Source organism: Herbaspirillum sp. LeCh32-8 (assembly GCF_017814915.1).
Classification (GTDB): domain Bacteria; phylum Pseudomonadota; class Gammaproteobacteria; order Burkholderiales; family Burkholderiaceae_D; genus Herbaspirillum.
Genome location: NZ_JAGIPZ010000008.1, coordinates 102,507 through 124,160, shown reverse-complemented (window position 1 = coordinate 124,160; position 21,654 = coordinate 102,507). Strand labels below are relative to the sequence as shown.

Annotated in this window: 21 protein-coding genes; 19 read left to right on the top strand and 2 right to left on the bottom strand. The window is 65.5% G+C overall.

The features are described from left to right. The first annotated feature begins 59 nt into the window (after positions 1–59). The 6 genes from J8I26_RS15285 (at position 60) to J8I26_RS15260 (ending at position 6,131) form a co-directional block, all read left to right on the top strand. On the top strand, positions 60–2,453 hold the full coding sequence (locus J8I26_RS15285) for an EAL domain-containing protein (RefSeq protein WP_209607965.1): 2,394 nt from the start codon (positions 60–62) through the stop codon (positions 2,451–2,453). 306 nt (positions 2,454–2,759) lie between these two features. Further along, positions 2,760–3,629, top strand: coding sequence for a DUF3034 family protein (locus J8I26_RS15280; RefSeq protein ID WP_245200361.1), 870 nt, complete (start codon positions 2,760–2,762; stop codon positions 3,627–3,629). Between the two features lie 10 nt (positions 3,630–3,639). Then, entirely contained in the window at positions 3,640–4,137 is a 498-nt protein-coding gene (locus J8I26_RS15275) for a group 1 truncated hemoglobin (protein WP_245200344.1), read from the top strand. A gap of 131 nt (positions 4,138–4,268) precedes the next feature. Beyond that, the gene (locus J8I26_RS15270; protein WP_209607964.1) at positions 4,269–4,649 is read left to right on the top strand and encodes a hypothetical protein; all 381 of its coding nucleotides are present in this window, start codon (positions 4,269–4,271) and stop codon (positions 4,647–4,649) included. Between the two features lie 34 nt (positions 4,650–4,683). Beyond that, on the top strand, positions 4,684–5,250 hold the full coding sequence (locus J8I26_RS15265; protein WP_209607963.1) for an RNA polymerase sigma factor: 567 nt from the start codon (positions 4,684–4,686) through the stop codon (positions 5,248–5,250). Further along, positions 5,247–6,131 (top strand): anti-sigma factor, encoded by an 885-nt coding sequence (locus J8I26_RS15260; protein WP_209607962.1) that lies wholly within the window; start codon positions 5,247–5,249, stop codon positions 6,129–6,131. The genes J8I26_RS15265 and J8I26_RS15260 overlap by 4 nt, the downstream gene beginning before the upstream one ends. Before the next feature lie 4 nt (positions 6,132–6,135). Here J8I26_RS15260 and J8I26_RS15255 read toward each other — a convergent pair whose 3' ends face one another. After that, a complete protein-coding gene (locus J8I26_RS15255) occupies positions 6,136–8,220 on the bottom strand; it encodes a site-specific recombinase (protein WP_209607961.1) in 2,085 nt (694 codons plus the stop codon). 233 nt (positions 8,221–8,453) lie between these two features. Between J8I26_RS15255 and J8I26_RS15250 the strand changes: the two genes are divergently transcribed. The 5 genes from J8I26_RS15250 to J8I26_RS15230 all read left to right on the top strand — a co-directional run bounded on the left by J8I26_RS15250 (position 8,454) and on the right by J8I26_RS15230 (position 11,925). Further along, positions 8,454–8,642, top strand: a complete 189-nt coding sequence (locus tag J8I26_RS15250; protein ID WP_209607960.1) for a hypothetical protein — start codon at positions 8,454–8,456, stop codon at positions 8,640–8,642. 316 nt (positions 8,643–8,958) lie between these two features. Then, entirely contained in the window at positions 8,959–9,147 is a 189-nt protein-coding gene (locus J8I26_RS15245; protein ID WP_209607959.1) for a YjfB family protein, read from the top strand. 242 nt (positions 9,148–9,389) lie between these two features. After that, complete coding sequence (locus J8I26_RS15240; protein WP_209607958.1) at positions 9,390–9,695, top strand: helix-turn-helix domain-containing protein; 306 nt, start codon at positions 9,390–9,392, stop codon at positions 9,693–9,695. Then, the gene (locus J8I26_RS15235) at positions 9,692–11,029 is read left to right on the top strand and encodes a type II toxin-antitoxin system HipA family toxin (protein ID WP_209607957.1); all 1,338 of its coding nucleotides are present in this window, start codon (positions 9,692–9,694) and stop codon (positions 11,027–11,029) included. The genes J8I26_RS15240 and J8I26_RS15235 overlap by 4 nt, the downstream gene beginning before the upstream one ends. Next, positions 11,026–11,925: a pseudouridine synthase gene (locus J8I26_RS15230; protein ID WP_209607956.1), complete on the top strand. Its 900-nt coding sequence runs from the start codon at positions 11,026–11,028 to the stop codon at positions 11,923–11,925. Before J8I26_RS15235 ends, J8I26_RS15230 begins: the two co-directional genes overlap by 4 nt. 425 nt (positions 11,926–12,350) lie before the next feature. On the opposite strand, the gene J8I26_RS15225 is transcribed toward J8I26_RS15230, so the two are convergent. After that, a complete protein-coding gene (locus J8I26_RS15225; RefSeq protein WP_209607955.1) occupies positions 12,351–13,019 on the bottom strand; it encodes a GntR family transcriptional regulator in 669 nt (222 codons plus the stop codon). Positions 13,020–13,194: 175 nt separating this feature from the next. On the opposite strand from J8I26_RS15225, the gene dctP reads away from it, so the two are divergent. The 8 genes from dctP (at position 13,195) to mdcE (ending at position 21,636) form a co-directional block, all read left to right on the top strand. After that, a complete protein-coding gene (dctP, locus tag J8I26_RS15220; protein ID WP_209607954.1) occupies positions 13,195–14,229 on the top strand; it encodes a TRAP transporter substrate-binding protein DctP in 1,035 nt (344 codons plus the stop codon). Continuing rightward, positions 14,226–14,798 carry a TRAP transporter small permease gene (locus J8I26_RS15215; RefSeq protein ID WP_209607953.1) on the top strand — a complete coding sequence of 191 codons (573 nt, stop codon included), beginning with the start codon at positions 14,226–14,228 and terminating at the stop codon, positions 14,796–14,798. The genes dctP and J8I26_RS15215 overlap by 4 nt, the downstream gene beginning before the upstream one ends. Further along, positions 14,795–16,144, top strand: a complete 1,350-nt coding sequence (locus tag J8I26_RS15210) for a TRAP transporter large permease (RefSeq protein WP_209607952.1) — start codon at positions 14,795–14,797, stop codon at positions 16,142–16,144. Before J8I26_RS15215 ends, J8I26_RS15210 begins: the two co-directional genes overlap by 4 nt. Positions 16,145–16,146: 2 nt before the next feature. Further along, a complete protein-coding gene (gene mdcA, locus J8I26_RS15205; RefSeq protein ID WP_209607951.1) occupies positions 16,147–17,814 on the top strand; it encodes a malonate decarboxylase subunit alpha in 1,668 nt (555 codons plus the stop codon). A 323-nt stretch (positions 17,815–18,137) separates the two neighbouring features. Continuing rightward, positions 18,138–19,610: an amidase gene (locus tag J8I26_RS15200; RefSeq protein ID WP_209607950.1), complete on the top strand. Its 1,473-nt coding sequence runs from the start codon at positions 18,138–18,140 to the stop codon at positions 19,608–19,610. Between the two features lie 50 nt (positions 19,611–19,660). Further along, on the top strand, positions 19,661–19,975 hold the full coding sequence (gene mdcC, locus J8I26_RS15195; protein WP_209607949.1) for a malonate decarboxylase acyl carrier protein: 315 nt from the start codon (positions 19,661–19,663) through the stop codon (positions 19,973–19,975). Then, positions 19,972–20,868, top strand: a complete 897-nt coding sequence (locus J8I26_RS15190; protein ID WP_209607948.1) for a biotin-independent malonate decarboxylase subunit beta — start codon at positions 19,972–19,974, stop codon at positions 20,866–20,868. Before mdcC ends, J8I26_RS15190 begins: the two co-directional genes overlap by 4 nt. Positions 20,869–20,889: 21 nt before the next feature. Beyond that, positions 20,890–21,636: a biotin-independent malonate decarboxylase subunit gamma gene (gene mdcE, locus J8I26_RS15185; RefSeq protein ID WP_209607947.1), complete on the top strand. Its 747-nt coding sequence runs from the start codon at positions 20,890–20,892 to the stop codon at positions 21,634–21,636. Positions 21,637–21,654 lie beyond the last annotated feature (18 nt).

The window sequence follows — 21,654 nt, the reverse complement described above, 5'->3', positions numbered from 1 at the left end:
GCGTCACGTATGTCACGTATTCGGATTCATTAGGATAAACAAGGAAGCGGGGTAGCCAGGTGCGTTTGTATCGTCTGGAAAGCAAGATCGTCGCGCTGTTCATCGTCTTGATCGTGGTGGTGCAGCTGGCCGGCTTCGCCGCCATCCGCAAGGCGATCGACGGCAATGCGCGCAGCGCCATCACCGACGAGCTGGCCATCGGCCAGCGCGTGTTCGTGCGCCTGCTGGACCAGAACGCCCAGAAGCTGACTCAAGGCGCGCGTCTGCTGGCTTCCGATTATGGATTTCGCCAGGCCATCGGCACCGACGACCGCGACACCATCAACTCGGTACTGGCCAATCACGGCGCGCGCATCGGCGCCTCGATGGCGATGCTGATCGGCACCGACGGCCAGATCCGCGCCTCCACCCTCGAATATCCCGACACCGACCTGCAACGCAGCAGCATGGAGCTGATCCGCAAGCCCGAGGCGGAGAACGGCGCGTCCGACAACGTCATCGTCGGCGACAGCCTGTTCCAGATCGTGGCCGTGCCGATCAAGGCGCCGGTCACCATCGCCTGGGTCGTCATGGGCTTCCCGGTCGATCGCCAGCTGATCACCGACATGCGCGCGCTGTCCTCGCTGCAGGTCTCGATCCTGGTCAGCAACCGCGGCGCCACCGGCTGGGCGGCTGACGTGTCGACGCTGTCTCCGGACGCCTCCGGCATGCTGACCAAGGAAATCAGCCAGCCATCGATGAAGGGCGCGGGCATTGCCGACCTGCAGATCTACGGCAACGAATACCGCGCCCGGGCCTTGCCGCTGGCGCGCTCCTCCAGCGGGCAGGAAGCGGTCGCGGTGCTGCAGCGCTCGGTGAGCGAAGCGGTCGCGCCTTACCACCGGCTGCAGGTGATCCTGCTGACCATCAGCATCGTCGGCGTGCTGGTGGCGGCCCTGGCCAGCGCCGTGATGGCGCGCCGCATCACCAGCCCGCTGCGTGAGCTGGCGGCCGTGGCCAAGCGTTTGGGCGCCGGCGACTACAGCGAAGGCGTGCACATCCGCCGCCGCCGCGACGAGATCGGCCGCCTGGCCGGCGCGTTTGAGAACATGCGCACCGAGATCGCCACCCGCGAACTGAAGATCACCCGCCTGGCGTACCAGGATCACCTGACCGACTTGCCCAACCGCGCCCAGTTCGCCGACTTGCTCAAGACCGCGATCGCGGCCGCGCGCGAAGTGCCGCACGGCACCTGCCATATCCTGATGCTGGACCTGGACCGGTTCCAGCAGGTCAATGATGTGCTGGGCCACAGCTTCGGCGACGACCTGCTGCGCCAGGTGGCGCATCGCCTGGTCGAGCAACTGCAGCATCCGGACGCCAAGGTGGCGCGCCTGGGCGGCGACGAATTCGCCATTCTGCTGCCCGGCGCCGACCATGACGAAGCGTTGGAACAGGCCATGCGCGTGCTGCGCGCGCTGGAGCATCCGCTGTCGCTGCAGGAGCAGACCGTGGACCTGGGCGCGGGCATCGGCGTGGCCGGTTTCCCCGCCCACGGGCAGACCAGCGACGAGCTGTTGAGCCACGTCGAGGTGGCGATGTACACCGCCAAGCGCAAGGGCAGCGGCGTGGTGGTCTACGACCCGGCCATCGACAAGACCAGCCAGGAAAGCCTGTCGCTGCTCTCCGAGCTGCGCCGCGCGCTGGAGCGCGACGAATTCATGCTGTACCTGCAGCCCAAGCTGAACCTGGCTTCCGGCGGCGTGATCGGGGCCGAGGCGCTGGTGCGCTGGGTGCATCCGGAGAAGGGCTTCATCGGTCCCGACAATTTCATTCCCTTCGCCGAAACCACCGGTTTCATCCGCATGCTGACGACCTGGATGATGGAGAAGACGGCGCGCCTGTGCGGTGAGCTGCAGGGACGCGGCATCCACCTGAAGTTCTCGGTCAACCTGTCCACCCGCGACCTGATGGACCTGGAGCTGCCCAACACCTTCGCCACCATCCTGAACACGTATCGCCTGTCGCCCGAGTCGTTCTGCCTGGAGATCACCGAGAGCGCCATCATGGACGACCCGGCGCGCGCTCAGAACACGCTGGAGCGGCTGTCGCGCATGGGTTTTGCGCTGGGCATCGACGATTTCGGCACCGGTTATTCCTCGCTGGCCTATCTCAAGAGCCTGCCGGTCGATGAGCTGAAGATCGACAAATCCTTCGTCATGAAAATGGAGCAGGACCAGGACGACGCCAAGATCGTGCGCTCCACCGTCGACCTCGGACACAACCTGGGGCTGCGCGTGGTGGCCGAGGGCGTGGAGAGCGAAGCGGTATGGTTCCTGCTGCGCCAGATGGGCTGCGACCAGGGGCAGGGTTACTTCATGGGCAAGCCGATGCCGGTCGAGCGCTTCCTGGAATGGATGCAAAGCTGGCGCGCGCCGGCGATGCTGGATCAATCGGAGAACGTCGCGGTCTGACGCGACGTCGCGCAACAAACAATCGCACTATCAGTAAAAGTGACTGTGGGGAAAGCGTCGGCGGCGCATCCGGGGGGATGCTATGCCGCAGGCGTGATGGATCGTAGCGGATCGTAGCAATACGGTCGCAACAAGCAAGAGGGGGGGAATATGCATCAAGCACACAAGAGGGGCAGCATCGCGCTGGCCGCCGGGACGATCCTGGTCGTGTTGGCGGCGCCGGCCATGGCGCAGGCCGCGGGGCCGATGAGCGCGGCCGAACAGAGCGCCTGGAACGCGGCGCAGGAAAAGAAGGCCGAGCAGGTCATGCAAGGCGCGCAGGCGGGGCCGGATCCGGTCGAACCGGAACAGCGCAACCGCTGGGCGCCGGACCTGGGCAAGCTCACCGCCACCGGCGGCGTGATCCAGGTCGAAGGCGCCGGCGGCGGCGGTCTCACGCCGTGGGCGCTGATCACCGGCTACGGCTCGCGCGACAGCTACGGGGCCAGCGCGCACTATACCTACGTCACCACCCAGGACTACACGCTCAAGTCGTATGGCGTGGCCGTGGGCATCATGGACCGGGTCGAGCTCTCTGCGGCCAAGCAGGAGTTCTACGGCAGCCTGGCGCCACTCAACAGCCTCAAGATCACCCAGGACATCTTCGGCGTGAAGGTCAAGCTGGCCGGCGACGCCGTCTACAACCAGGACCAGTGGATGCCGCAGATCGCCGCAGGCGTCATGTTCAAGCGCAACAACGGCATCGGCGGCCTGGGCGCGGTCACCAGCGTCAAGCAGCTGGGCGCGGCCAGCGACAGCGGCATCGACTATTACGTCGCGGCCACCAAGCTGTTCCTGCAGCAAAGCGTGCTGCTCAACGCCACGTTGCGCCTGACCAAGGCCAACCAGATGGGCCTGCTCGGCTTCGGCGGCGACAAGAACGACCGCTACCAGCCCATGGGCGAATTCTCGGCGGCCTACCTGATCAACCGCAAGCTGGCCATCGGCGCCGAATACCGCATGAAGCCGCGCAACCTCAGCGCCGACAACGAGAAGGACTACTACGACGCCTTCCTGGCCTGGTTCCCCAGCAAGAATCTGTCGGTCACGTTGGCCTACGTGTCGCTGGGCGACATCACCATTTACAACCCCAAGCGGCAGAACGGCGCATACCTGTCGCTGCAGGCCGGATTCTGAGGAGAGCCCCATGACCGCACGCAATATCACGATGTTCCGCGGCGCGCTGGCGGCTCTGCTGGCGCTGAGCATGGCCGCGTCGGCTTCCGCATTTGCCCAGATCAGCCCGGAAGCCTCCGGCACCGCCGCGACGGCGCCGGCCAGGACCGCCGACCCCAGCCTGTTCAACGACCTTGGCGGCTTGCCGGTAATCCGGCCGCTGGTGGCCGACTTCGTCGCCATCATGTTGCAGGACGACCGCATCAGGCACACCTTCGCCGGCACCAACCTTGAGCGCCTGGACAAGACGCTGGTCGAGCAGTTCTGCCAGATCAGCGGCGGCGGTTGCGCCTATACCGGCGACCCGATGAAGGAAGTGCACCAGGGCTTGAAACTGACCAACGCGCATTTCAATGCGCTGGTGGAAGACCTGCAGCTGGCGATGGACAAGCACGGCATCCCGTCGCACACGCAGAACCGTCTGCTGGCCTTGTTGGCGCCGATGCAGCGCGATACCGTCACCCGCTGATCCGGCCGCTCGGGGCGGTCGCGCGGCAGGGAAAATATTTTTTGGCGGATCGGGAATAATGGCGCGGGGCGCCTCGTATACCTCGGCATGGGTACGGCACACCGCGCAACCCGATCATGAAAGGAAATGACATGAAACTGCTCGCTACCTCCCTGATGTCCGTCGCGGCACTGGTCTGCGCCGTCGCCTCGCTGCCGGCTTCGGCCCAGAGCGCCGGCGTCAAGGCCATGAACGGCGTGCTGGTCGATGCCAAGGGCATGACGGTCTACACCTTCGACAAGGACACCGCCAACAGCGGCAAGAGCGTCTGCAACGGTCCCTGCGCCAAGCTGTGGCCGCCGGTCGCCCCGATGGGCACGCCGGCTGCTCCGTACTCCACCGTGACCCGCGACGACGGCAGCGCCCAGCTGGCCTACCAAGGCAAGCCGCTGTACCTGTACGAGCAGGACAAACAGCCAGGCGACCGCGCCGGCGACAACTTCAAGGACATCTGGCACGTAGTCAAGCAATAAGGCCCGCCGGCAAGCTCACAGGAAACCGCCCCCCATGTTCGGACGCAAGGCTGCGCCAGACCGGATGCGACAGGAAGACGAGCAGTTGATGCTCGCCTGCCTGCCGCGCCTGCGTCGCTATGCTCGCGCCCTGGTGGGCGACCGCAATGACGCCGACGACCTGGTGCAGGACACGCTGGAGCGCGGCTGGCACAAGCTGGACAGCTGGCAGCGCGGCAGCGACATGCGTCCCTGGCTGTTCGCCATCATGCACAACCTGCACGCCGACCAGCGTCGCAAGCCCGCGCTGGCGACGGTGGAGCTGGATGAAGCCGAGCTGGCCTCGGCCTATGTGATGCCGGCCGAGCGCAGCCTGGCGCTGGATCTGGAGGCGGCCATGCAACTGCTGCCGGCCGAACAGCGCGAGATCCTGCTGCTGGTGGTGCTGGAAGGCATGCGCTATGAAGACGTTGCCGGCACGCTGGGCATCCCGGTGGGGACGGTGATGTCGCGGCTCTCGCGCGCTCGCGAGCGGCTGCGCCTGTTGATGGAAGGCGGCAGGGAAGTGCGTCCCGATCCTTCGGGCGCAGGGGGCGCGGCCGCGCTGAAGGTGGTGAAATGAACAATCCGGTGATCAGGGAAGACGAACTGCATGCCTACGTGGACGGCCAATTGCCGTCGGCGCGTGCGCGCGAGATCGCCGCGTGGCTGGAGCAGGAGCAAGAGCATCGCGATGCGCTGGAGCGCGTGCGCGCCTACCAACGCCAGAATGAATCCTTGCAGGCCCTGTATGGAGAGGTGCTGGACGAGCCGGTGCCATCCAGGCTCGCGGGATTTGCGCAATCGGCCGAGCGCCGCGGCGATGCCGGCCTCGGCGCGCGCCCCGGACACGAAAGCGAGGCCGCCAACAGCGCATCCTGGCTGCGTCATGCGGCCATGGTGCTGCTGGCGCTGGCCGGCGGCGTCGGCGGCTGGATGTTGCATGACGCAAGCGGTGAGGGCGGCATGCAATGGTGGCCCGGCGCGCGATCGCAGATGGTGGCGGCGCCTATAACATTGGCGCGCCAGGCTGCAGTGGCGCACAACGTCTACAGTCCCGACCTGCGCCGTCCGGTGGAGGTCGGCGCGGACCAGGAGCAGGCGCTGGTCACCTGGCTGTCGCGCCGCATCGGCGCCAACGTGCGCGCGCCCAAGCTGGCGCCGCTGGGCTACGACCTGATTGGCGGACGCCTGCTGCCGGGCCAGAGCGGGCCGGTGGCCCAGTTCATGTATCAGGACGCCGGCGGCCAGCGCCTGACGCTGTACGTCTCGCGCGACCAGGTGCAAAGCCAGGGCACCGGCTTCCGCTTTGTCCAGGAGGGCAGGGTCAACGTGTTCTACTGGATCGACGGCCAGTTCGGCTATGCGCTCTCGGGCGGCATCCCGCGCAATGAGCTCTCGCGCATCGCCAGCTCGGTATACGAACAGCTGGAGCTGCTGCCGCCGGCCAAGCCGGCCAACTGAGGCATCAGGGGTGTCTTGCCTCATCCGTCGTTGCGGCGTCGGCGGGCAGATCCTTCGGCGGCCAGAAGAAAGATCCCGGATTTTTCAGCAGCCGTGAGAGCAGGGCCTTCACCAGTTTGCCGCCCTGGCGGAAACGCACCTGGCGCGACCTCAGCGCCACGAACAGCGCCAGCGAAAAGCTCACCCACAGATTGACCGCGCCCACCGCCAGCACGCCTGCCGCGCTGAGCACGAAGGTGGACATCCCCACATGCCATTGCAGCGCCTCCATCGCGATGGCCAGGTTGGCCGCCGAGAAGGTGATGTGGCGGATGTCGATCGGCAGGCCCAGCAGGAAACCGACGGTGCCGATGGTGCCCAGCATGATGCCGAAATAGAAGTTGCCCATCAGGCCGCCCAGGCCTGTCTCCAGGTATGTCCCCAGCTTTTGCGCGCCGCGCCGGCCGATCACGCCGGTCAGCCAGCGCGCCCGCACCACGCGCTGCGCCATGCGGGTGTAGAGCGCCTTGTTGTCGTAATAACCCGAGATCAGGCCGGCCAGGAACAGGCAGACGCCGGCGATGGCGGCGTGGAACAGCGCCAGGCTGCCGATCGGATCGAGGTCGTGCAGCAGGTGGCCGGCCTTGTCCGCATCGACGAAGTGCGTGCCGGCCAGCCCGAAGTAGCCGGCCGCCAGCAGGTAAGCCACCGGGAAGGCAATCGTCAGGTTGCCCAGCACCGCGATGAACTGGGTGCGAAACACCTTCACGATCACGTCCACCAGGCTGTCGATGTCGAGGTTGCGGCCGTCGCCGCTGCGGTGCAGGTCGGCGGCGATGCGCGAAGCCGTCATCGCCGGCTGCTTGGTGGCCACGGTGAAGTGCAGCACGTGGATCAGCATGAAGCCCAGCGAATAATTCATGCTGTAGAGGAAGGCCTCCACCAGCGGCGCCGCATGCAGGTAGGAGAACAGGATCTTGATCATCGCCATGAAGCCGATGATGAAGCCGGCGCCGGCGGCCGAGCGATACATGGCGCCGAACTCGCGGCGGTTGTCGGCGATGTAGTGCTCGCCGGTGCGGCTGGCGTTCTCGGTGATATTGCGCGCCAGCAGGTTGATATTGCCGGCCAGCAGGCCGCGCAGCGTGTACTTGCGGTTGTGGGCCTCGACCAGCTCCAGGCCCAGCGCCAGGCCGGTGCGGCGCTGCTGCGCAGAACCGGCGCCGACGCCGGCCAACGCCTTGTCCGCTGCCGTGATTGCCTGCGCATGCGGCTCGGCCAGCGCCAGCAGCTGGCGCAGCCGCTGCAGGGTCTGTTCCAGGCGCAGCATGCGGTAGGTCAGCGAGACGCTGGTGCCGATGCGCAGGGTCTGCTTGCGGATGCGGTCGATCACTTCCTGGCACTGGTCCAGCAGCACCAGCACATGACGCGTGTCCTCCATCGGCGCGGTCTCGTCCTGCAGGCGCCGGCGGTAGCTTTCCAGCCAGCCGTGCAGCTCCACGTTTTGCATCAGGAACGGCGATTCGAAGGCCTTGACGTCGCTGTAGACGCGCACCAGCTCGGGTTGCGTGCCGATGGCGCTGATCCGGTAGGACAGCACCTGGATCGCCTGCAGCAGCTCGGTGAGCGTCTTGCCGCGGTCGCTGGCGCTGGCCTGGTGCAGCGGTTCGGGCAACGCCGCGCCGGCAACGGCTTGCCAAAGCGCTTCCCAGTCGTCGAACGGCACGGCCTGCAGCCACAGGTAGTCGTCTTCATGAGGGAAGACGATGTCCAGGCAGTCCTGCAGATTGCGCTCGTCCAGCGCCGGCGGGAGCACGCGATAGGCGATGCGTCGGCGCAGTTCATGGAAAAAGCCGTCGTTGGAGAAGATGCCGGTGTCGGTGTAAAGGCTGACCTGCCGGCGCGTCGACAACAGATGCAGCAGGTGGCTGCGCAAGGCGGCAGCAAGTTCGGGCCGGTCGCGCAGCAGTTGGGCGAGGGCGCGCACCTTGCCGGCGGCGGCCTGCGGCTCGGTCTTGCGCGGCGGGCGCAATGATGCGGCCAGCGCGGCGATGCCGGAGAGCTCGGTGGACAGCGGATCGGAGGCGATGTGTTCGAGTGCGGGCAGCATCTTGGATCTTGGTTGAAAGCAGAAGGCGCAAAGGCGGCAAGTGTAGCGGGCGAAGTGTAGCGCCTCAACGCCGCGTGTAAATTAACAACTGCAAATTAAGGTAAGGAGCTGCCAATCACTGTTAAGGCTGGAGGTATGCTTGCCGCTAACACATGTGCCCATGGCGTAAAGAACCGGCGAATGCACTGGCGATTTGCGCGATGGTCCGGTTGCACTTCAACGAAGGAGTTTCTATGGAGATGGCAACTATCGCCAGCGGCGTCGCAGTCGCCTGGCTGGCCGACAAGGCGGCGCAGTCCGTCGGCATTGACCTGGGCAAGGTCGCCAAGGAAGCGGTGGACGACGTCGTCGGCGTCGCTTCGGTGGTGAGCCGCTTGCCCACCAATGTCAACATAGGCCGCATCATCAATACGATCGCCTAGGCCAAAGACAGGCCGCCACGCATCGTAGTGGACTGGAATCGCATCCCTCGGGATGCGATTTTTTTTGTTTCATCGATGACAAGTGACGCGCTACGGCCGCGCTGTGAACAATCGGTGGGGATGGCGTCCAACCCTTAACGGTGCCTGCCTTTTCTTAAAAATTTCCTTAGGGAAATGCCGAAGGTGTCATGAAAGAAGTTTGAAACATGCCTTTTAATTTCTTGATTGATGTAAAGAAACAGGTTTGAATGCCGTTATGCAGATACTGCCTGTCGCAATCCGGCCGGGCGGTGACTTTCCCTCGAAGGAGTCGTCTATGGATGTTTCTCAAATCGCATCGTTGGCCACCAGCATGGCATCGGCGCAGACTTCGGATCAGGTCAATGTCCTGATGCTGAAGAAGGCGCTCAATACCCAGGCTGCCGCGGCAATCGGCGTGCTGCAGGCACTGCCGCCCGTTCCGGCCAACCCGAACATCGGTCGCAACATCAACACGACCGCCTGATTTGCCGTCTTGTCAGGTTTGAAAATCGCAGCCTTCGGGCTGCGATTTTTTTTGGGGCCAGCCATGGCGCATGCTGGTGTAGGCGAGGGCATGGGGCGAGGCAAGCGCCCTCCGTGCAACAGAAGAATATGAATGTATATTTAATTGGTCTTTTTACTTAATGCCTGATTAAATGGATTTGACGTCCTCATTTTGACCAATATAATGTTCTATAGATAGAAAGAACATTTTATTGGATCATCATGATCAGCCTGCAAGACATCGGCGCCCGCATCCGCGCAGCGCGCAAGGCCCGGAACCTGACCGCCATCGAACTGGCCGACCGGGCCGGCATGCATCGCAATACCTTGTTGGCGCTGGAAACCGGCAAGGGCAATATTGAGCTCGGCAAGTTGCTGTCCCTGTGCAGCGAGCTGGAGTTGGAGCTGCTCCTGGTGCCGCAGCAGGCGGCCGACATGCGCGCCGCCGAGCACGCCGACCAGGCCGGCAGCCAGACCGAGCTGGCGCAGCGACTGCAGCAACTGATGCAGCAAGGAGAACGGCCATGAGCATGCTGCGTTCCCTGCGCATTCGCCTGGGCGCCGTCGATGCCGGCTCGCTGTTCGCGCTGGACGACGGCCGCTGCTACTTCCGTTTCGATGACGATTACGCCATCCAGGGCGCGTCGCGTCCCATCCTGTCCCAGCTGTACAGCGCGGCGAGCGAGGAACGCACCCGCGCCCAGCTGCTTGATCCCACGTTGGCCGCCAATCGCGGCGACGGCCGCGGCGGCCTGCCGCCGTTCTTCCAGAACCTGCTGCCCGAGGGCCAGTTGCGCAAGCATTTGGTGCAGCGCGCCGGCCTGGCGCCGGACGACGAGTTCGGTCTGCTGGCCTATTGCGGCAAAGACCTGCCGGGAGACGTCTCGGCAGTGGCCGAGGAGCTGGACGAACGCGGCCTGGGCCGATTGCTGGGCCAGGGGCATGACAGCTACGAGATGAGCTCCGGCCAGCTCCCGGTGCCGGGCGGGGAGTCGCTCTCCGGCGTGCAGCCCAAGCTGGCGCTGGTGCGGCAGGCCGGCGGGCGCTACGTGATGCGTTCGCGCGACCGCGCCGGCGCGCACTTCATCGCCAAGCTGCCGGCCACCGACTATCCCAACATGCCGCAGGTCGAATTCGCCTCCCTGACGCTGGCCGCCGCGGCTGGCGTCGATACCTGCAAGTTTGAGCTGGAGCCGCTGTCAGCGATTGCCGAGCATCTGCCGTTCGGCTTGCGCAACGACGCCAGCCGGTTTTTGTTGGTGCATCGTTTCGACCGCGATGCACCCACGCCGACGACCCGCCTGCACATGGAAGACTTTGCCCAGGTCACCGGCACCGCGCCCGGCGCCAAGTACGTCGGCACCTATGCAGCCATCGGCGTGGTGCTGGCTGAGCGCAGCGCGCGCGGCGTCGAGGATGTGTTCGAGCTGCTGCGCCGGATCAAGGTCAACGAGCTGCTCGGCAACTTCGACGCGCACCTGAAGAACTTCAGCCTGTTGTACCGCAAGCCGCAGGAGGCGGTGCTGTCGCCGGCCTACGATATCGTCGCTTACGCCGCCTATGTCGGCGGCGACGGTCATGCGCTGGCCTTCGTGCCGGGGCAGAAGGGCAAGCAGCTGCTGACGCCGGCCATCCTGCGCCGGCTGGCCAACATCTGGAACATTCCCGAGCCCAAGCTGCAGGCGGTGCTGGTGGAAACGGTGGAACGCGCCATGACGCAATGGCCGGCATTGATCGGGCAATTGCCTTTCACCGACGACCAGCGCGCCAAATTGCTCAAACATATCGACGGCAACGCCAGCGTGCAGGCATGGCGCCGTCGCGCAGCGCGCAAAGAGGCGCGGCGCGGAGAGCAGGGATGAGGCCCACGCCCACGTTACCGGTGCGCGACGGCCTTTCACCCAGCTACCTCTGGCTGCAGCCAGGGCCGTGGCCCGACATGCTGTCCTTCCTGGTCGAGCGCTTCACCGCCGTGCCTGCGCAGGCGTGGCACGAGCGCTTGCTGCGCGGCGAGGTGCGCAACCAGCATGGCGAGGCGTTGCAGCCGGCGTCGCCCTATCGCAGCGGCGACTGCATCTTCTACTACCGCGAGCTGCCGCAGGGCGAGGCGCGTATCCCGGTGGAAGAAAAGATCCTGCTGGTGGACGATCACCTCGTCGTGGCCGACAAGCCGCACTTCCTGCCGGTGATCCCGACCGGACGCTTCGTGCAGGAGACCCTGCTGGTGCGCCTGAAGAAGGCGACCGGCTTCGAGGACCTGGTGCCCATCCACCGCCTCGACCGAGAAACCGCCGGCGTGATCGTGTTCTCGCACAATCCCGCCAGTCGCGGCAAATATCAGTCGATGTTCCAGCAGCGCTCCATGTTCAAGGTGTATGAGGCAGTGGCGCCGTTGCGGGCCGATCTGGAGCTGCCGCGCGTGCACCGCAGCCGGGTGGAGGAGATCCCGGAGCAGTTCTTCAAGATGCACGAAGCCCCGGGCGAACCCAATTCGGAAACCTATATTTCGCTGATCGAAGCGCGCAACGCGCTGGGGCTGTACCGCCTGGAGCCGGTCACCGGCCGGCGTCACCAGCTGCGGGTGCACATGGCCTCGCTGGGCATTCCCATCGTCAACGACCTGTTCTATCCAAACGCCGTGCCGATGGGCGTGGCCGATGATCTCGACAAGCCGCTCAAGCTGCTGGCGCGCTCATTGTTCTTCATGGATCCGCTGGACGGCGGCGAGCGCTTTTTTGAAAGCGAGCGGCAGTTGTAATGCGTCCAGGCGCATCACAAGACACTGGATCCTGACTTTCGTCAGGATGACGTCGTCAATGAAGTGCCTGCAACAGCGCAAACGCTGATTTGCCGCACCTGCGATCTCCCATCCACCGTCATCCCGGCGCAGGCCGGGATCCAGTGTCTTTCGTTTTTGAATAATGTATTCGGGCACATCGAAAGAGACTGGATCCTGACTTTCGTCAGGATGACGTAGTCAGTTGAAATGCTTGCAGCAGCGCAAACGCTGATTCGCTACGCCTGCGTTCGCCCATCCACCGTCATCCCGGCGTAGGCCGGGATCCAGTGACGTTGATGTTGCTGTGAGGCGGCTGGGCGATCTTCGATCCCGATGTCGTCAGGATGAAAAAGAAGGGGGAATGCCGCCATGAAATGGCGGCGTTTTCATGCAGAGGCGGCCGCTCAGGCCGCCGATTTCAGCTGATGCAGCGACGCCACCAGGTCGGCGAAGCGCTGGCCCTGGATCATGATGTGGTCGCGCAGCACTTCCATGGTTTTTTCCTCATTGCCGGCGATGATGGCGTCGACCGCCGCGCCGTGTTCGTCGAAGGACATCTTCAGGCGGTCGCGCACCCGCAGCTGCAGGCGGCGATAAGGGCGCAGGCGGCGGTGCAGCGCGCGCGCCTGTTCGGCCAGGAAGGTGTTGTGGCTGCCGGCGTAGATGTGGTCGTGGAACACCTCGTTGAGGTAGAAGTAGGCGTCCGGGTCGCTGGCGTCGCGCGCGGCCTGGCAAGCCTGGTGCGCAGCCAGCAGCTGCGCGTGCTCGGCCGGCGTCATGCGGCGCGCGGCCAGGCGGCCGCACATGGCCTCGAACTCGGCCATCACCTCGAACATTTCAATCAATTGCTGCGGGCCGATCTCGGCCACGATGGCGCCGCGCCGCGGCCGCATCTCGACGATGCCCATCGACGCCAGCTGGATCAGCGCCTCGCGAATCGGCGTGCGCGATACCCCGAACTCCTCGGCCAGCGAGGTCTCGTCCAGGTGTTGGCCGGGCACCAGCTTGCCTACGGCGATCATTTCCTCGATCGATTCGCGCAGGGTTTCAGAGCGTTTCTTGGCGGTTTCCATCTTGAAGTCCTCGTAAAGTCCTTGTCGAGACCAGGAATTGTATTCAAGACAATATTTTAAATTGGATTTGTGCTTGACAATGTATGCCTTTCAGAAGAAATTGTATACACGATGAGAGCATAAAAACACACGTAGTAAAAACGTAGCATCCATCAATCCCTGGAGGAGACATAACATGACTGGAATTACCCGCCGGCATTTCCTCGGCACGCTGGCTGCCGCCCCCCTCGTGACAAGCATGGCAGGCTTGCCCGTCGCAGCATGGGCCCAGACGACCAACCTCAAGATTTCCCATCAGTTTCCCGGCGGCACCATCAATGAAGGCGACTTCCGTGATCGCTTGGTGCGCATGTTCGCCCAGCAGGTGGCCGAGCGCAGCAAGGGCAGCCTGAAGTTCGAGATCTATCCCGGCTCCTCGCTGATGAAGACCAACGCGCAGTTCTCCGCCATGCGCAAGGGCGCGCTGGACATGTCGCTGGTGCCGCTGAACTACGCCGGCGGCGAAGTCCCGGAAACCAACATCGGCCTGATGCCCGGCCTGGTGACGTCCTATCAGCAGGGCGCATCCTGGAAGAACGCCGAGGTCGGCAAGGAGCTCGCCCGCATCCTGAATGAGAAGGGCATCGTCGTCGTCAGCTGGATCTGGCAGGCCGGCGGCGTGGCCTCGCGCGGCAAGCCCATCGTCGACCCGGCGGACGCCAAGGGCATGAAGGTGCGCGGCGGTTCGCGCGAGATGGACCTGATCCTGAAGGAGGCCGGCGCCGCCGTGGTGACGCTGCCTTCCAACGAAATCTACGCCGCCATGCAGACCGGCGCGATGGACGCGGCGATGACCTCGTCGACCTCCTTCATGTCGTTCCGCCTGGAAGAAGTCGCCAAGGCGCTGACCACCGGCCGCGACAAGGCCTACTGGTACATGTTCGAGCCGCTGATGATGTCCAAGGCGGTGTTCGAGCGCCTGTCCAAAGACCAGCAGGCCATCATCATGGCCGTCGGCGCCGACATGGAGCAGTTCGCCATGAAGGCGGCGCAGGCCGACGACATCGCCGTGGCCCAGGTCTACCAGAAGGCGGGCGCCAAAGTGGTCGACCTGAACGCCGAGGTGGTCAAGAAGTGGCAGGATATCGCCCGCAATACCGCCTGGAAGGACTTCGCCGCGCGCAACGCCAACTGCGCCAAGCTGCTGTCGCTGGCGGAGAAGACCTTATGAGCCACGGTTTCGAGATGCCGGGCGCCGCCCCGGCGGCGCGGCAGGTGCCGGCCAGCGCGCCGCTGGCGTGGCTGGCCGCGGTGCTGGAGGGCTATCACAAGGTGGCCGTGTTCCTGGGCATGATCGCGCTGGTGGTGACCTCGTGCATTCTCACCTACTCGGTGGTGGTGCGTTATTTCCTCCATCACCCGACCGACTGGCAGGACGAGGCCTCGGTGTTCATGTTGGTGGGCGTGATCTTCCTGTGTTCGGCCTATGTGCAGTCGCTGCGCGGCCACATCGGCATCGAGGCGCTGGCGGGTTTGCTCTCGCCAATGGCCAACAAGGTGCGCATGTTCATCGTCGACCTGGTGTCGTTCGTGTTCTGCGCCTTCTTCGCCTGGAAGTCGTGGGCGCTGTTCCATGAAGCCTGGGTGGACGGCCAGACTACCTCGTCGACTTTCGCGCCGCCGCTGTGGATTCCTTACTCGATGATGGCGCTGGGCATGAGCATCCTGACGCTGCAATTGCTGGTGCAGGTGCTGGTGCGCATCACCGGTACGGTGGAAGCGAAGGGAGGGCAGCAATGAGCCCGCTGACCCTTGGCGCCCTGTACGGCATCATCACCATCGTCGTCATGTGTTCCGGCATGCCCATTGCCTTCGCGCTGGGCGTGGTGGCGACCGGCTTCATGTACTTCTTCATGCCGGAGTCGGCGTTGGACACCATCACCCAGAACGTCTACGAAGAGATCGCCTCGATCACGCTGCTGTCGATCCCGCTGTTCATCCTGAAAGGGGCCGCCATCGGCAAATCGCCCGCCGGCAAGGACTTGTACTCGGCCATCCACGCCTGGCTGAACCGCGTGCCGGGCGGCCTGGGCATCGCCAACGTGTTCGCCTGCGCGCTGTTTGCGGCGATGGCCGGCTCGTCGCCCGCGACCTGCTCGGCGATCGGTTCGGCCGGTATTCCGGAGATGCGACGGCGCGGTTACTCGCCCGGCTTCGCGGCCGGCATCATCGCCGCCGGCGGCACGCTGGGCATCCTGCTGCCGCCATCGATCACCATGATCCTGTACGCGGTGGCAGCTGAACAGTCGCTGGGGCGCCTATTCCTGGCCGGCATCGGCCCGGGCGTGCTGCTGGTGATCCTGTTCGCCGGTTACGCCGTCTACCGCGCCCGCAAGGAGTACAAGATGGCGCACGCCATCTACAGCGCCGGCGGCGTCAAGTCGGCCTATCTGGATGACGAGCATTTCACGCTGGCGCAGAAGGTGGAGATGCTGCCGCGCGTGCTGCCGTTCCTGATCCTGCTGATCGGCGTGATGGTGGCGCTGTACGGCGGGCTGGCCACGCCGTCCGAGACCGCCGGCCTGGGCGCGCTGCTGGCGCTGGTGCTGATCGCCATCGTCTACCGCATCTACAAGCCGCGCGAGATCGCGCCGTTCCTGTCCTCCACCATCAAGGAGTCGGGCATGCTGCTGTTGATCATCGGCATGTCGCTGCTGTACTCCTACGTGATGAGCTACCTGCACATCAGCCAGTCGGCGGCGCAGTGGGTGGTGGACCTGCACCTGTCCAAGTGGCTGCTGCTGGCGGTGATCCTGCTGATGGTGATCGTGCTGGGCTTCTTCCTGCCGCCGGTGTCGATCATCCTGATGACCGCGCCCATCATCCTGCCGCCACTGAAGGCTGCCGGTTTCGACCTGATCTGGTTCGGCATCGTGATGACGGTGGTGATGGAGATGGGCCTGATCCACCCGCCGGTGGGGTTGAACCTGTTCGTGATCAAGAACATCGCACCCGACATCCCGTTGGGCGACGTGATCAAGGGTACGATTCCTTTCCTGGCGCTGATGTTCGTCGCGGTCCTGCTGCTGTGCGTGTTCCCCGGCATCGCGACCGTCCTGCCTGACCTGTTGATGGGAGTGAAGTAAATATGAGTGGTAGCGAACGCGTCTGGAATGCACGGCAGAACAACCGCGAACAACGTCTGGCGCGCGCCGCCGCGGCGCTGGGCGACAAGCTGCAAGGCAAGATCGCGCCGGCGGCGCAGCTGGCCGAGCTGCTGTATGCGGTGCTGGAGCCGGGCGACCGGGTTTGCGTCGAGGGCAACAACCAGAAGCAGGCCGACTTTTTGGCCCGTGGCCTGGCCTCGCTCGACCGGGCGCGCGTGTACGGCTTGCACATGCTGTTCTCGGTGCTGGCCCTGCCGGAGCATCTGGACGTGTTCGAGAAGGGCATCGCCGATCGCCTCGACTTTTCCTTCTCCGGCCCGCAGGCCGGGCGACTGGCGAAGCTGGCCTCGGCGGGCAAGCTCAATATCGGCGCCATCCATACTTACCTGGAGCTGTTCGGCCGTTACTTCGTCGACCTGACGCCGCGCGTAGCGCTGGTGGCCGCGCAGGCGGCCGACCGGCATGGCAATCTCTACACCGGTCCCAACACCGAAGACACGCCGGCGATTGCCGAGGCCACGGCGTTCTCCAGCGGCATCGTGATCGCCCAGGTCAACGAGATCGTCGACGAGCTGCCGCGCGTGGACATCCCGGCCGACTGGGTCAGCTTTGCCATCAAGGCGCCCACGCCGCACTACATCGAACCGCTGTTCACGCGCGACCCGGCGCAGATCTCCGAGATCCAGGTGCTGATGGCCATGATGGCCATCAAGGGCATCTACGCCGAGTACGGCGTACAGCGCCTGAACCATGGCATCGGCTTCGACACCGCCGCCATCGAGCTGATCCTGCCGACCTACGCCGAGTCGCTCGGCCTGCGCGGCAAGATCTGCAAGCACTGGGCGCTGAACCCGCACCCCGCGCTGATCCCGGCGATCGAGGCGGGCTTCGTCGAGTCGGTGCATTCCTTCGGCTCCGAGCTGGGCATGGAGGATTACATCCGCGCCCGGCCCGACGTCTTCTTCGTCGGCCCCGACGGCTCCATGCGCAGCAACCGCGCGTTCTCGCAGACGGCCGGTCACTACGGCTGCGACATGTTCATCGGCTCCACGCTGCAGATCGACCTGCAGGGCAATTCGTCCACCGCCACGCTGGGCCGCATCGCCGGTTTCGGCGGCGCGCCCAACATGGGGGCGGACGCACGCGGCCGGCGCCACGCCAGCCCGGCCTGGTTGAAGGCCGGCGCCCAGGCGCGCGAGGGGAAGAACACCATTCCGCGCGGCCAGAAGCTGGTGGTGCAGACGGTGGAGACCTTCCGCGAACACATGCAGCCGGCCTTCGTCGAGAAGCTCGATGCCTGGCAGCTGGGCGAGCAGGCCCGGATGCCGATTCCGCCGGTGATGATCTACGGCGACGACGTCACCCACATCCTGACCGAGGAAGGCATCGCCAACCTGCTGCTGTGTCGTTCCGACGAAGAGCGCGAGCAAGCCATTCGCGGCGTGGCCGGCTACACCGCAGTAGGCCTGGGACGCGACAAGCGCATGGTGGAGAACCTGCGCGACCGCGGCGTGATCCGCCGCGCCGAGGACATGGGCATCGACAAGCGCCTGGCCACGCGCGACCTGCTGGCGGCCAAGAACATGAAGGACTTGGTGCGCGCTTCGGGCGGGCTGTACAACCCGCCCAAGCGCTTCCGCAACTGGTGAGGCCGGGGCGTCAGGAGGTAACAGGCAAGAGACAGGGGTAAGAGCAGGAGCAGGGGAAAGCAGGACAGAGGGACAGGGGGGGCAACAAGGGGAAAGCGCCCGCGCAGTGCGGGCATCTTCAACCGCAGCAACCCGATAGCGAGGTGTCCATGCACGACCAGCCCGACGGCATTGAAGCATCCGAATCCCCCGGCATAGACCGGCAACGGCGCAGGCTCATGGCGGCAGGCATGCTGTGGGGCGGTGGCGCGCTGGGGCTGGCGGCACACGCGGCACACGCGACGGACACCGGCGCACCGACTTCAGGAGGCAACAGCAACACCATGACATCGCAAGCACAGCATCGGCCTTCCGACATCGTGGCGCTGGACGCGCTGGCGCTGTCGGCCGCCATTCGCCAGCGCCAGGTTTCCTGCCGCGAGGTGATGGCGGCGTATCTGGGCCATATCGAACGCATCAACCCCAGGGTCAACGCCATCGTCGCGCTGCAGGACGGCGATGCCTTGCTCGCGCAGGCCGACGAGAAAGACCGCCAGCTGGCCGCCGGGCAGTATCAGGGCTGGATGCACGGCATGCCGCACGCGGTGAAGGACCTGGCCCTGACGCGCGGCATTCGCACCACCTTCGGCTCGCCGCTGTTCAAGGACAACGTGCCGCAGGCCGACGACATCTTCGTCGAGCGCATCCGCAAGCAGGGCGCGATCCTGATCGGCAAGACCAACACCCCGGAGTTCGGTCTCGGCTCCAACTCCTACAATCCGGTCTACGGCATGACGCTCAACGCCTGGGACCAGAGCCGCATCGCCGGCGGCAGCAGCGGCGGCGCGGCGGTGGCGCTGGCCCTGCAGATGGTGCCGGTGGCCGACGGCAGCGACATGATGGGCTCGCTGCGCAACCCGGCGGCCTACAACAACGTCTACGGCTTTCGTCCCTCGGCCGGCGCCGTGCCCAGCGGGCCGGGGCCGGAGCTCTACCTGGGAGGGCTGTCCACCAACGGCCCCATGGGACGCAATGTCAGCGACCTCGCCATGCTGATGTCGACCCAGGCCGGCTACGACGGCCGCGCGCCGATGTCGGTCGGCCAGGACGCCGCGCGTTATGCGCAGCCGTTGCAGCGTGACTTCAAGGGCGTGCGCATCGGCTGGCTGGGCGACCTGTACGGTTACCTCGCCATGGAGCCCGGCGTGATGGACGTCTGCCGTTCCAGCTTCGCCGCCTTCGACAGCATCGGTTGTCATGTGGGTGAAGTGAGCAAGGAAGAATTCGGCTTCGCCCCCGAGCGCATGTGGCAGTCCTGGCTGGTGCATCGCCAGTCGCTGCTGGCCGGCGCCTGGGGCGATGTCTACGCCGACCCTGCCAAACGCGCGCTGATGAAGCCGGAGTTCCAGTGGGAAGTGGAGAACGGCCTGAAGCGGAGCGCGCGCGATTTCTACCGCGCCTCGGCCGAGCGCAGCGCCTGGTACAAGGCGCTGGACAAACTCTTCGAGCGCTACGATTACCTGCTGCTGCCGACCGCGCAGGTGTTCCCCTTCAGCGCCCAGGAGCACTGGCCCAAGAGCATCGCCGGCCGTGACATGGATACTTACCATCGCTGGATGGAAGCGGTGATCCCGGCCTCGCTGGCCGGCACCCCGGCCATCAGCGTGCCGGCCGGGTTCGGCCCGCAGGGCCTGCCGATGGGCGTGCAGATCATCGGCCGCCGCTTCGCCGACCTCGAGGTGCTGCAGCTGGCCTATGCCTACGAGCAGGCCACGCATTGGGAACGCAAGCGGCGTCCGGCGCTGCTGCAGGCTTGAACGAGATACAACGCTAACCAAAGTAAAAACAGGCAACGACGACCGACGATATGGAAACCCTGACTTTTCGTTTTGAACATGGGCAGCGCAAGCTCAAGCCCGCGCCCGAACTGGTGGGCGTGGTCAGCTCCGGCAACCTGGAGGTACTGATCGAGAACGCCGCTCTCAACGGCGGCTGCGCCATCGAGGTCAAGACCGCCGCGCGCGGCTTCGGCGCCATCTGGGAGGCGGTCATGAACGACTTCTTCCAGCGCTGGCAGCTGGCCGATGCACGCATCTCGATCAACGACATGGGGGCCACCCCGGCGGTGGTCAGCCTGCGCCTGGACCAGGCGGTGGAAGCCATGGTGGAGGGCACAGCATGAGCGCGAGCTATCTGGAAGCCAGTGCGCGCGAACGCATCCTGGCGGTGCTCGACACCGGCAGCTTCGGCGAACTGCTGCCGCCGGCGCAGCGCGTGGTCAGCCCGCACCTGGGCCAGCTCGACGCGCCGGTATCGTTCGACGACGGCGTGGTGATCGGTGAGGGCAAGCTGGGCGGCAAGGACGTCATGGCAGCCGCGCAGGAGGGCGGCTTCATGGGCGGCGCGGTGGGCGAGGTGCATGGCGCCAAGCTGGTCGGGCTGTTGAAGCGCGCTATCCGCAAGAAGGTGGCCGGCGTGGTGCTGCTGCTGGAAACCGGCGGCGTGCGCCTGCATGAGGCCAATGCCGGCCTGATCGCCGTCTCGGAGGTAATGCGCGCCGTGCTCGACGCGCGCGCCGCCGGGATCCCGGTGATCGTGCTGGTGGGTGGCGCCAACGGCTGCTTCGGCGGCATGGGCATCGTCGCGCGTTGCGCCAATACCGTGATCATGTCGGAAGAGGGCCGTCTGGCCATGTCCGGCCCGGAGGTGATCGAGACCGCCAACGGCGTCGAGGAGTTCGATTCGCGCGACCGCGCGCTGGTCTGGCGCACCACCGGCGGAAAGCACCGCTACCTGATCGGCGACTGCCAGCAGTTGGTGAACGACGATGTCGACGCCTTCCACCATGCCGCCATCGCCGCGCTGGAACAGGCCGGCCCGACCGCGCTGAGCCTGCAGGCGCTGGAGGCCGAGCAGGAGATGCTGCGCCGTCGCATCGCCACCTTCGGCCATGCCGAAGACCCGATGGACATCTGGGCCGAGCTGGGCGTGCCCAAGCCGGAGTCGGTGCCGATGCTGGAAGCCGCGGCCTTTACCGCCATGGCCGACGCCCATCGCATCACGAGCAAAGCCTGAGACGACACAGAGGACACCCGCATGCAAACCGCAACCAAAGAAACCCAGGTCACGCAGGTCGACTGGCGCGCGCTGGCGCAGCAACTGTTCCCGCAGGGGCATGAGATCGTCGAGCAGGACAATTTCCTCTCCGGCAGCGCCAAGGTCGACGGCGTCACCGTGGCCGTCATCGGCACCACCGGCCACACGCCCATCGGCATCGAGATCGCGCTGGCCCAGGCCGCCGCGATCCTGGATACGGTGCGCGAGCATCCCGGCCGGCCCATCGTCATCCTGGTCGATACGCAAGGCCAGCGCCTGCGCCATCGCGACGAGATGCTGGGCATCAACAGCTACATGGCGCACCTGGGCAAGTGCGTGGAACTGGCGCGTCGCTACGGCCACCGCGTGATCGGCCTGGTGTACGACCAGGCGCTGTCGGGCGGCTTCATCACCAGCGGCCTGATCGCCGACGCCTGCTATGCCTTGCCGGACGCCACCATCCGCGTCATGGGCCTGCCCGCCATGGCGCGCATCACCAAGGTGCCGGAAGAGCGCCTGACCGAACTGGCGCGCAGCAACCCGGTGTTCGCGCCGGGGCCTGAAAATTATTTGCGCATGGGCGGCGTGGCCGACATCTGGAGCGGCGACCTGGCGCAGGCCCTGCGCACCGCCCTGGCCGAGGATCGTTCCGCCGACCGGCGCGCCGTGGCCGGGTTGGAGCGCGGTGGCCGCAAGCTGGCCCAGCGCGTGATCGACGCCGTGGCCGACGACGTACCCTTGAAGTGACTTCGCCCAACCAGAGCT

Coding starts and splice junctions, on each gene's coding strand:
- J8I26_RS15190 (WP_209607948.1), top strand. CDS start 19,972: ATGAGCGCGAGCTATCTGGAAGCCAGTGCGCGCGAACGCATCCTGGCG.
- J8I26_RS15235 (WP_209607957.1), top strand. CDS start 9,692: ATGAGCATGCTGCGTTCCCTGCGCATTCGCCTGGGCGCCGTCGATGCC.
- J8I26_RS15255 (WP_209607961.1), bottom strand. CDS start 8,220: ATGCTGCCCGCACTCGAACACATCGCCTCCGATCCGCTGTCCACCGAG.
- J8I26_RS15240 (WP_209607958.1), top strand. CDS start 9,390: ATGATCAGCCTGCAAGACATCGGCGCCCGCATCCGCGCAGCGCGCAAG.
- J8I26_RS15275 (WP_245200344.1), top strand. CDS start 3,640: ATGACCGCACGCAATATCACGATGTTCCGCGGCGCGCTGGCGGCTCTG.
- J8I26_RS15215 (WP_209607953.1), top strand. CDS start 14,226: ATGAGCCACGGTTTCGAGATGCCGGGCGCCGCCCCGGCGGCGCGGCAG.
- J8I26_RS15250 (WP_209607960.1), top strand. CDS start 8,454: ATGGAGATGGCAACTATCGCCAGCGGCGTCGCAGTCGCCTGGCTGGCC.
- dctP (WP_209607954.1), top strand. CDS start 13,195: ATGACTGGAATTACCCGCCGGCATTTCCTCGGCACGCTGGCTGCCGCC.
- J8I26_RS15280 (WP_245200361.1), top strand. CDS start 2,760: ATGCAAGGCGCGCAGGCGGGGCCGGATCCGGTCGAACCGGAACAGCGC.
- J8I26_RS15200 (WP_209607950.1), top strand. CDS start 18,138: ATGACATCGCAAGCACAGCATCGGCCTTCCGACATCGTGGCGCTGGAC.
- J8I26_RS15245 (WP_209607959.1), top strand. CDS start 8,959: ATGGATGTTTCTCAAATCGCATCGTTGGCCACCAGCATGGCATCGGCG.
- mdcE (WP_209607947.1), top strand. CDS start 20,890: ATGCAAACCGCAACCAAAGAAACCCAGGTCACGCAGGTCGACTGGCGC.
- J8I26_RS15230 (WP_209607956.1), top strand. CDS start 11,026: ATGAGGCCCACGCCCACGTTACCGGTGCGCGACGGCCTTTCACCCAGC.
- mdcA (WP_209607951.1), top strand. CDS start 16,147: ATGAGTGGTAGCGAACGCGTCTGGAATGCACGGCAGAACAACCGCGAA.
- J8I26_RS15265 (WP_209607963.1), top strand. CDS start 4,684: ATGTTCGGACGCAAGGCTGCGCCAGACCGGATGCGACAGGAAGACGAG.
- J8I26_RS15225 (WP_209607955.1), bottom strand. CDS start 13,019: ATGGAAACCGCCAAGAAACGCTCTGAAACCCTGCGCGAATCGATCGAG.
- mdcC (WP_209607949.1), top strand. CDS start 19,661: ATGGAAACCCTGACTTTTCGTTTTGAACATGGGCAGCGCAAGCTCAAG.
- J8I26_RS15260 (WP_209607962.1), top strand. CDS start 5,247: ATGAACAATCCGGTGATCAGGGAAGACGAACTGCATGCCTACGTGGAC.
- J8I26_RS15210 (WP_209607952.1), top strand. CDS start 14,795: ATGAGCCCGCTGACCCTTGGCGCCCTGTACGGCATCATCACCATCGTC.
- J8I26_RS15270 (WP_209607964.1), top strand. CDS start 4,269: ATGAAACTGCTCGCTACCTCCCTGATGTCCGTCGCGGCACTGGTCTGC.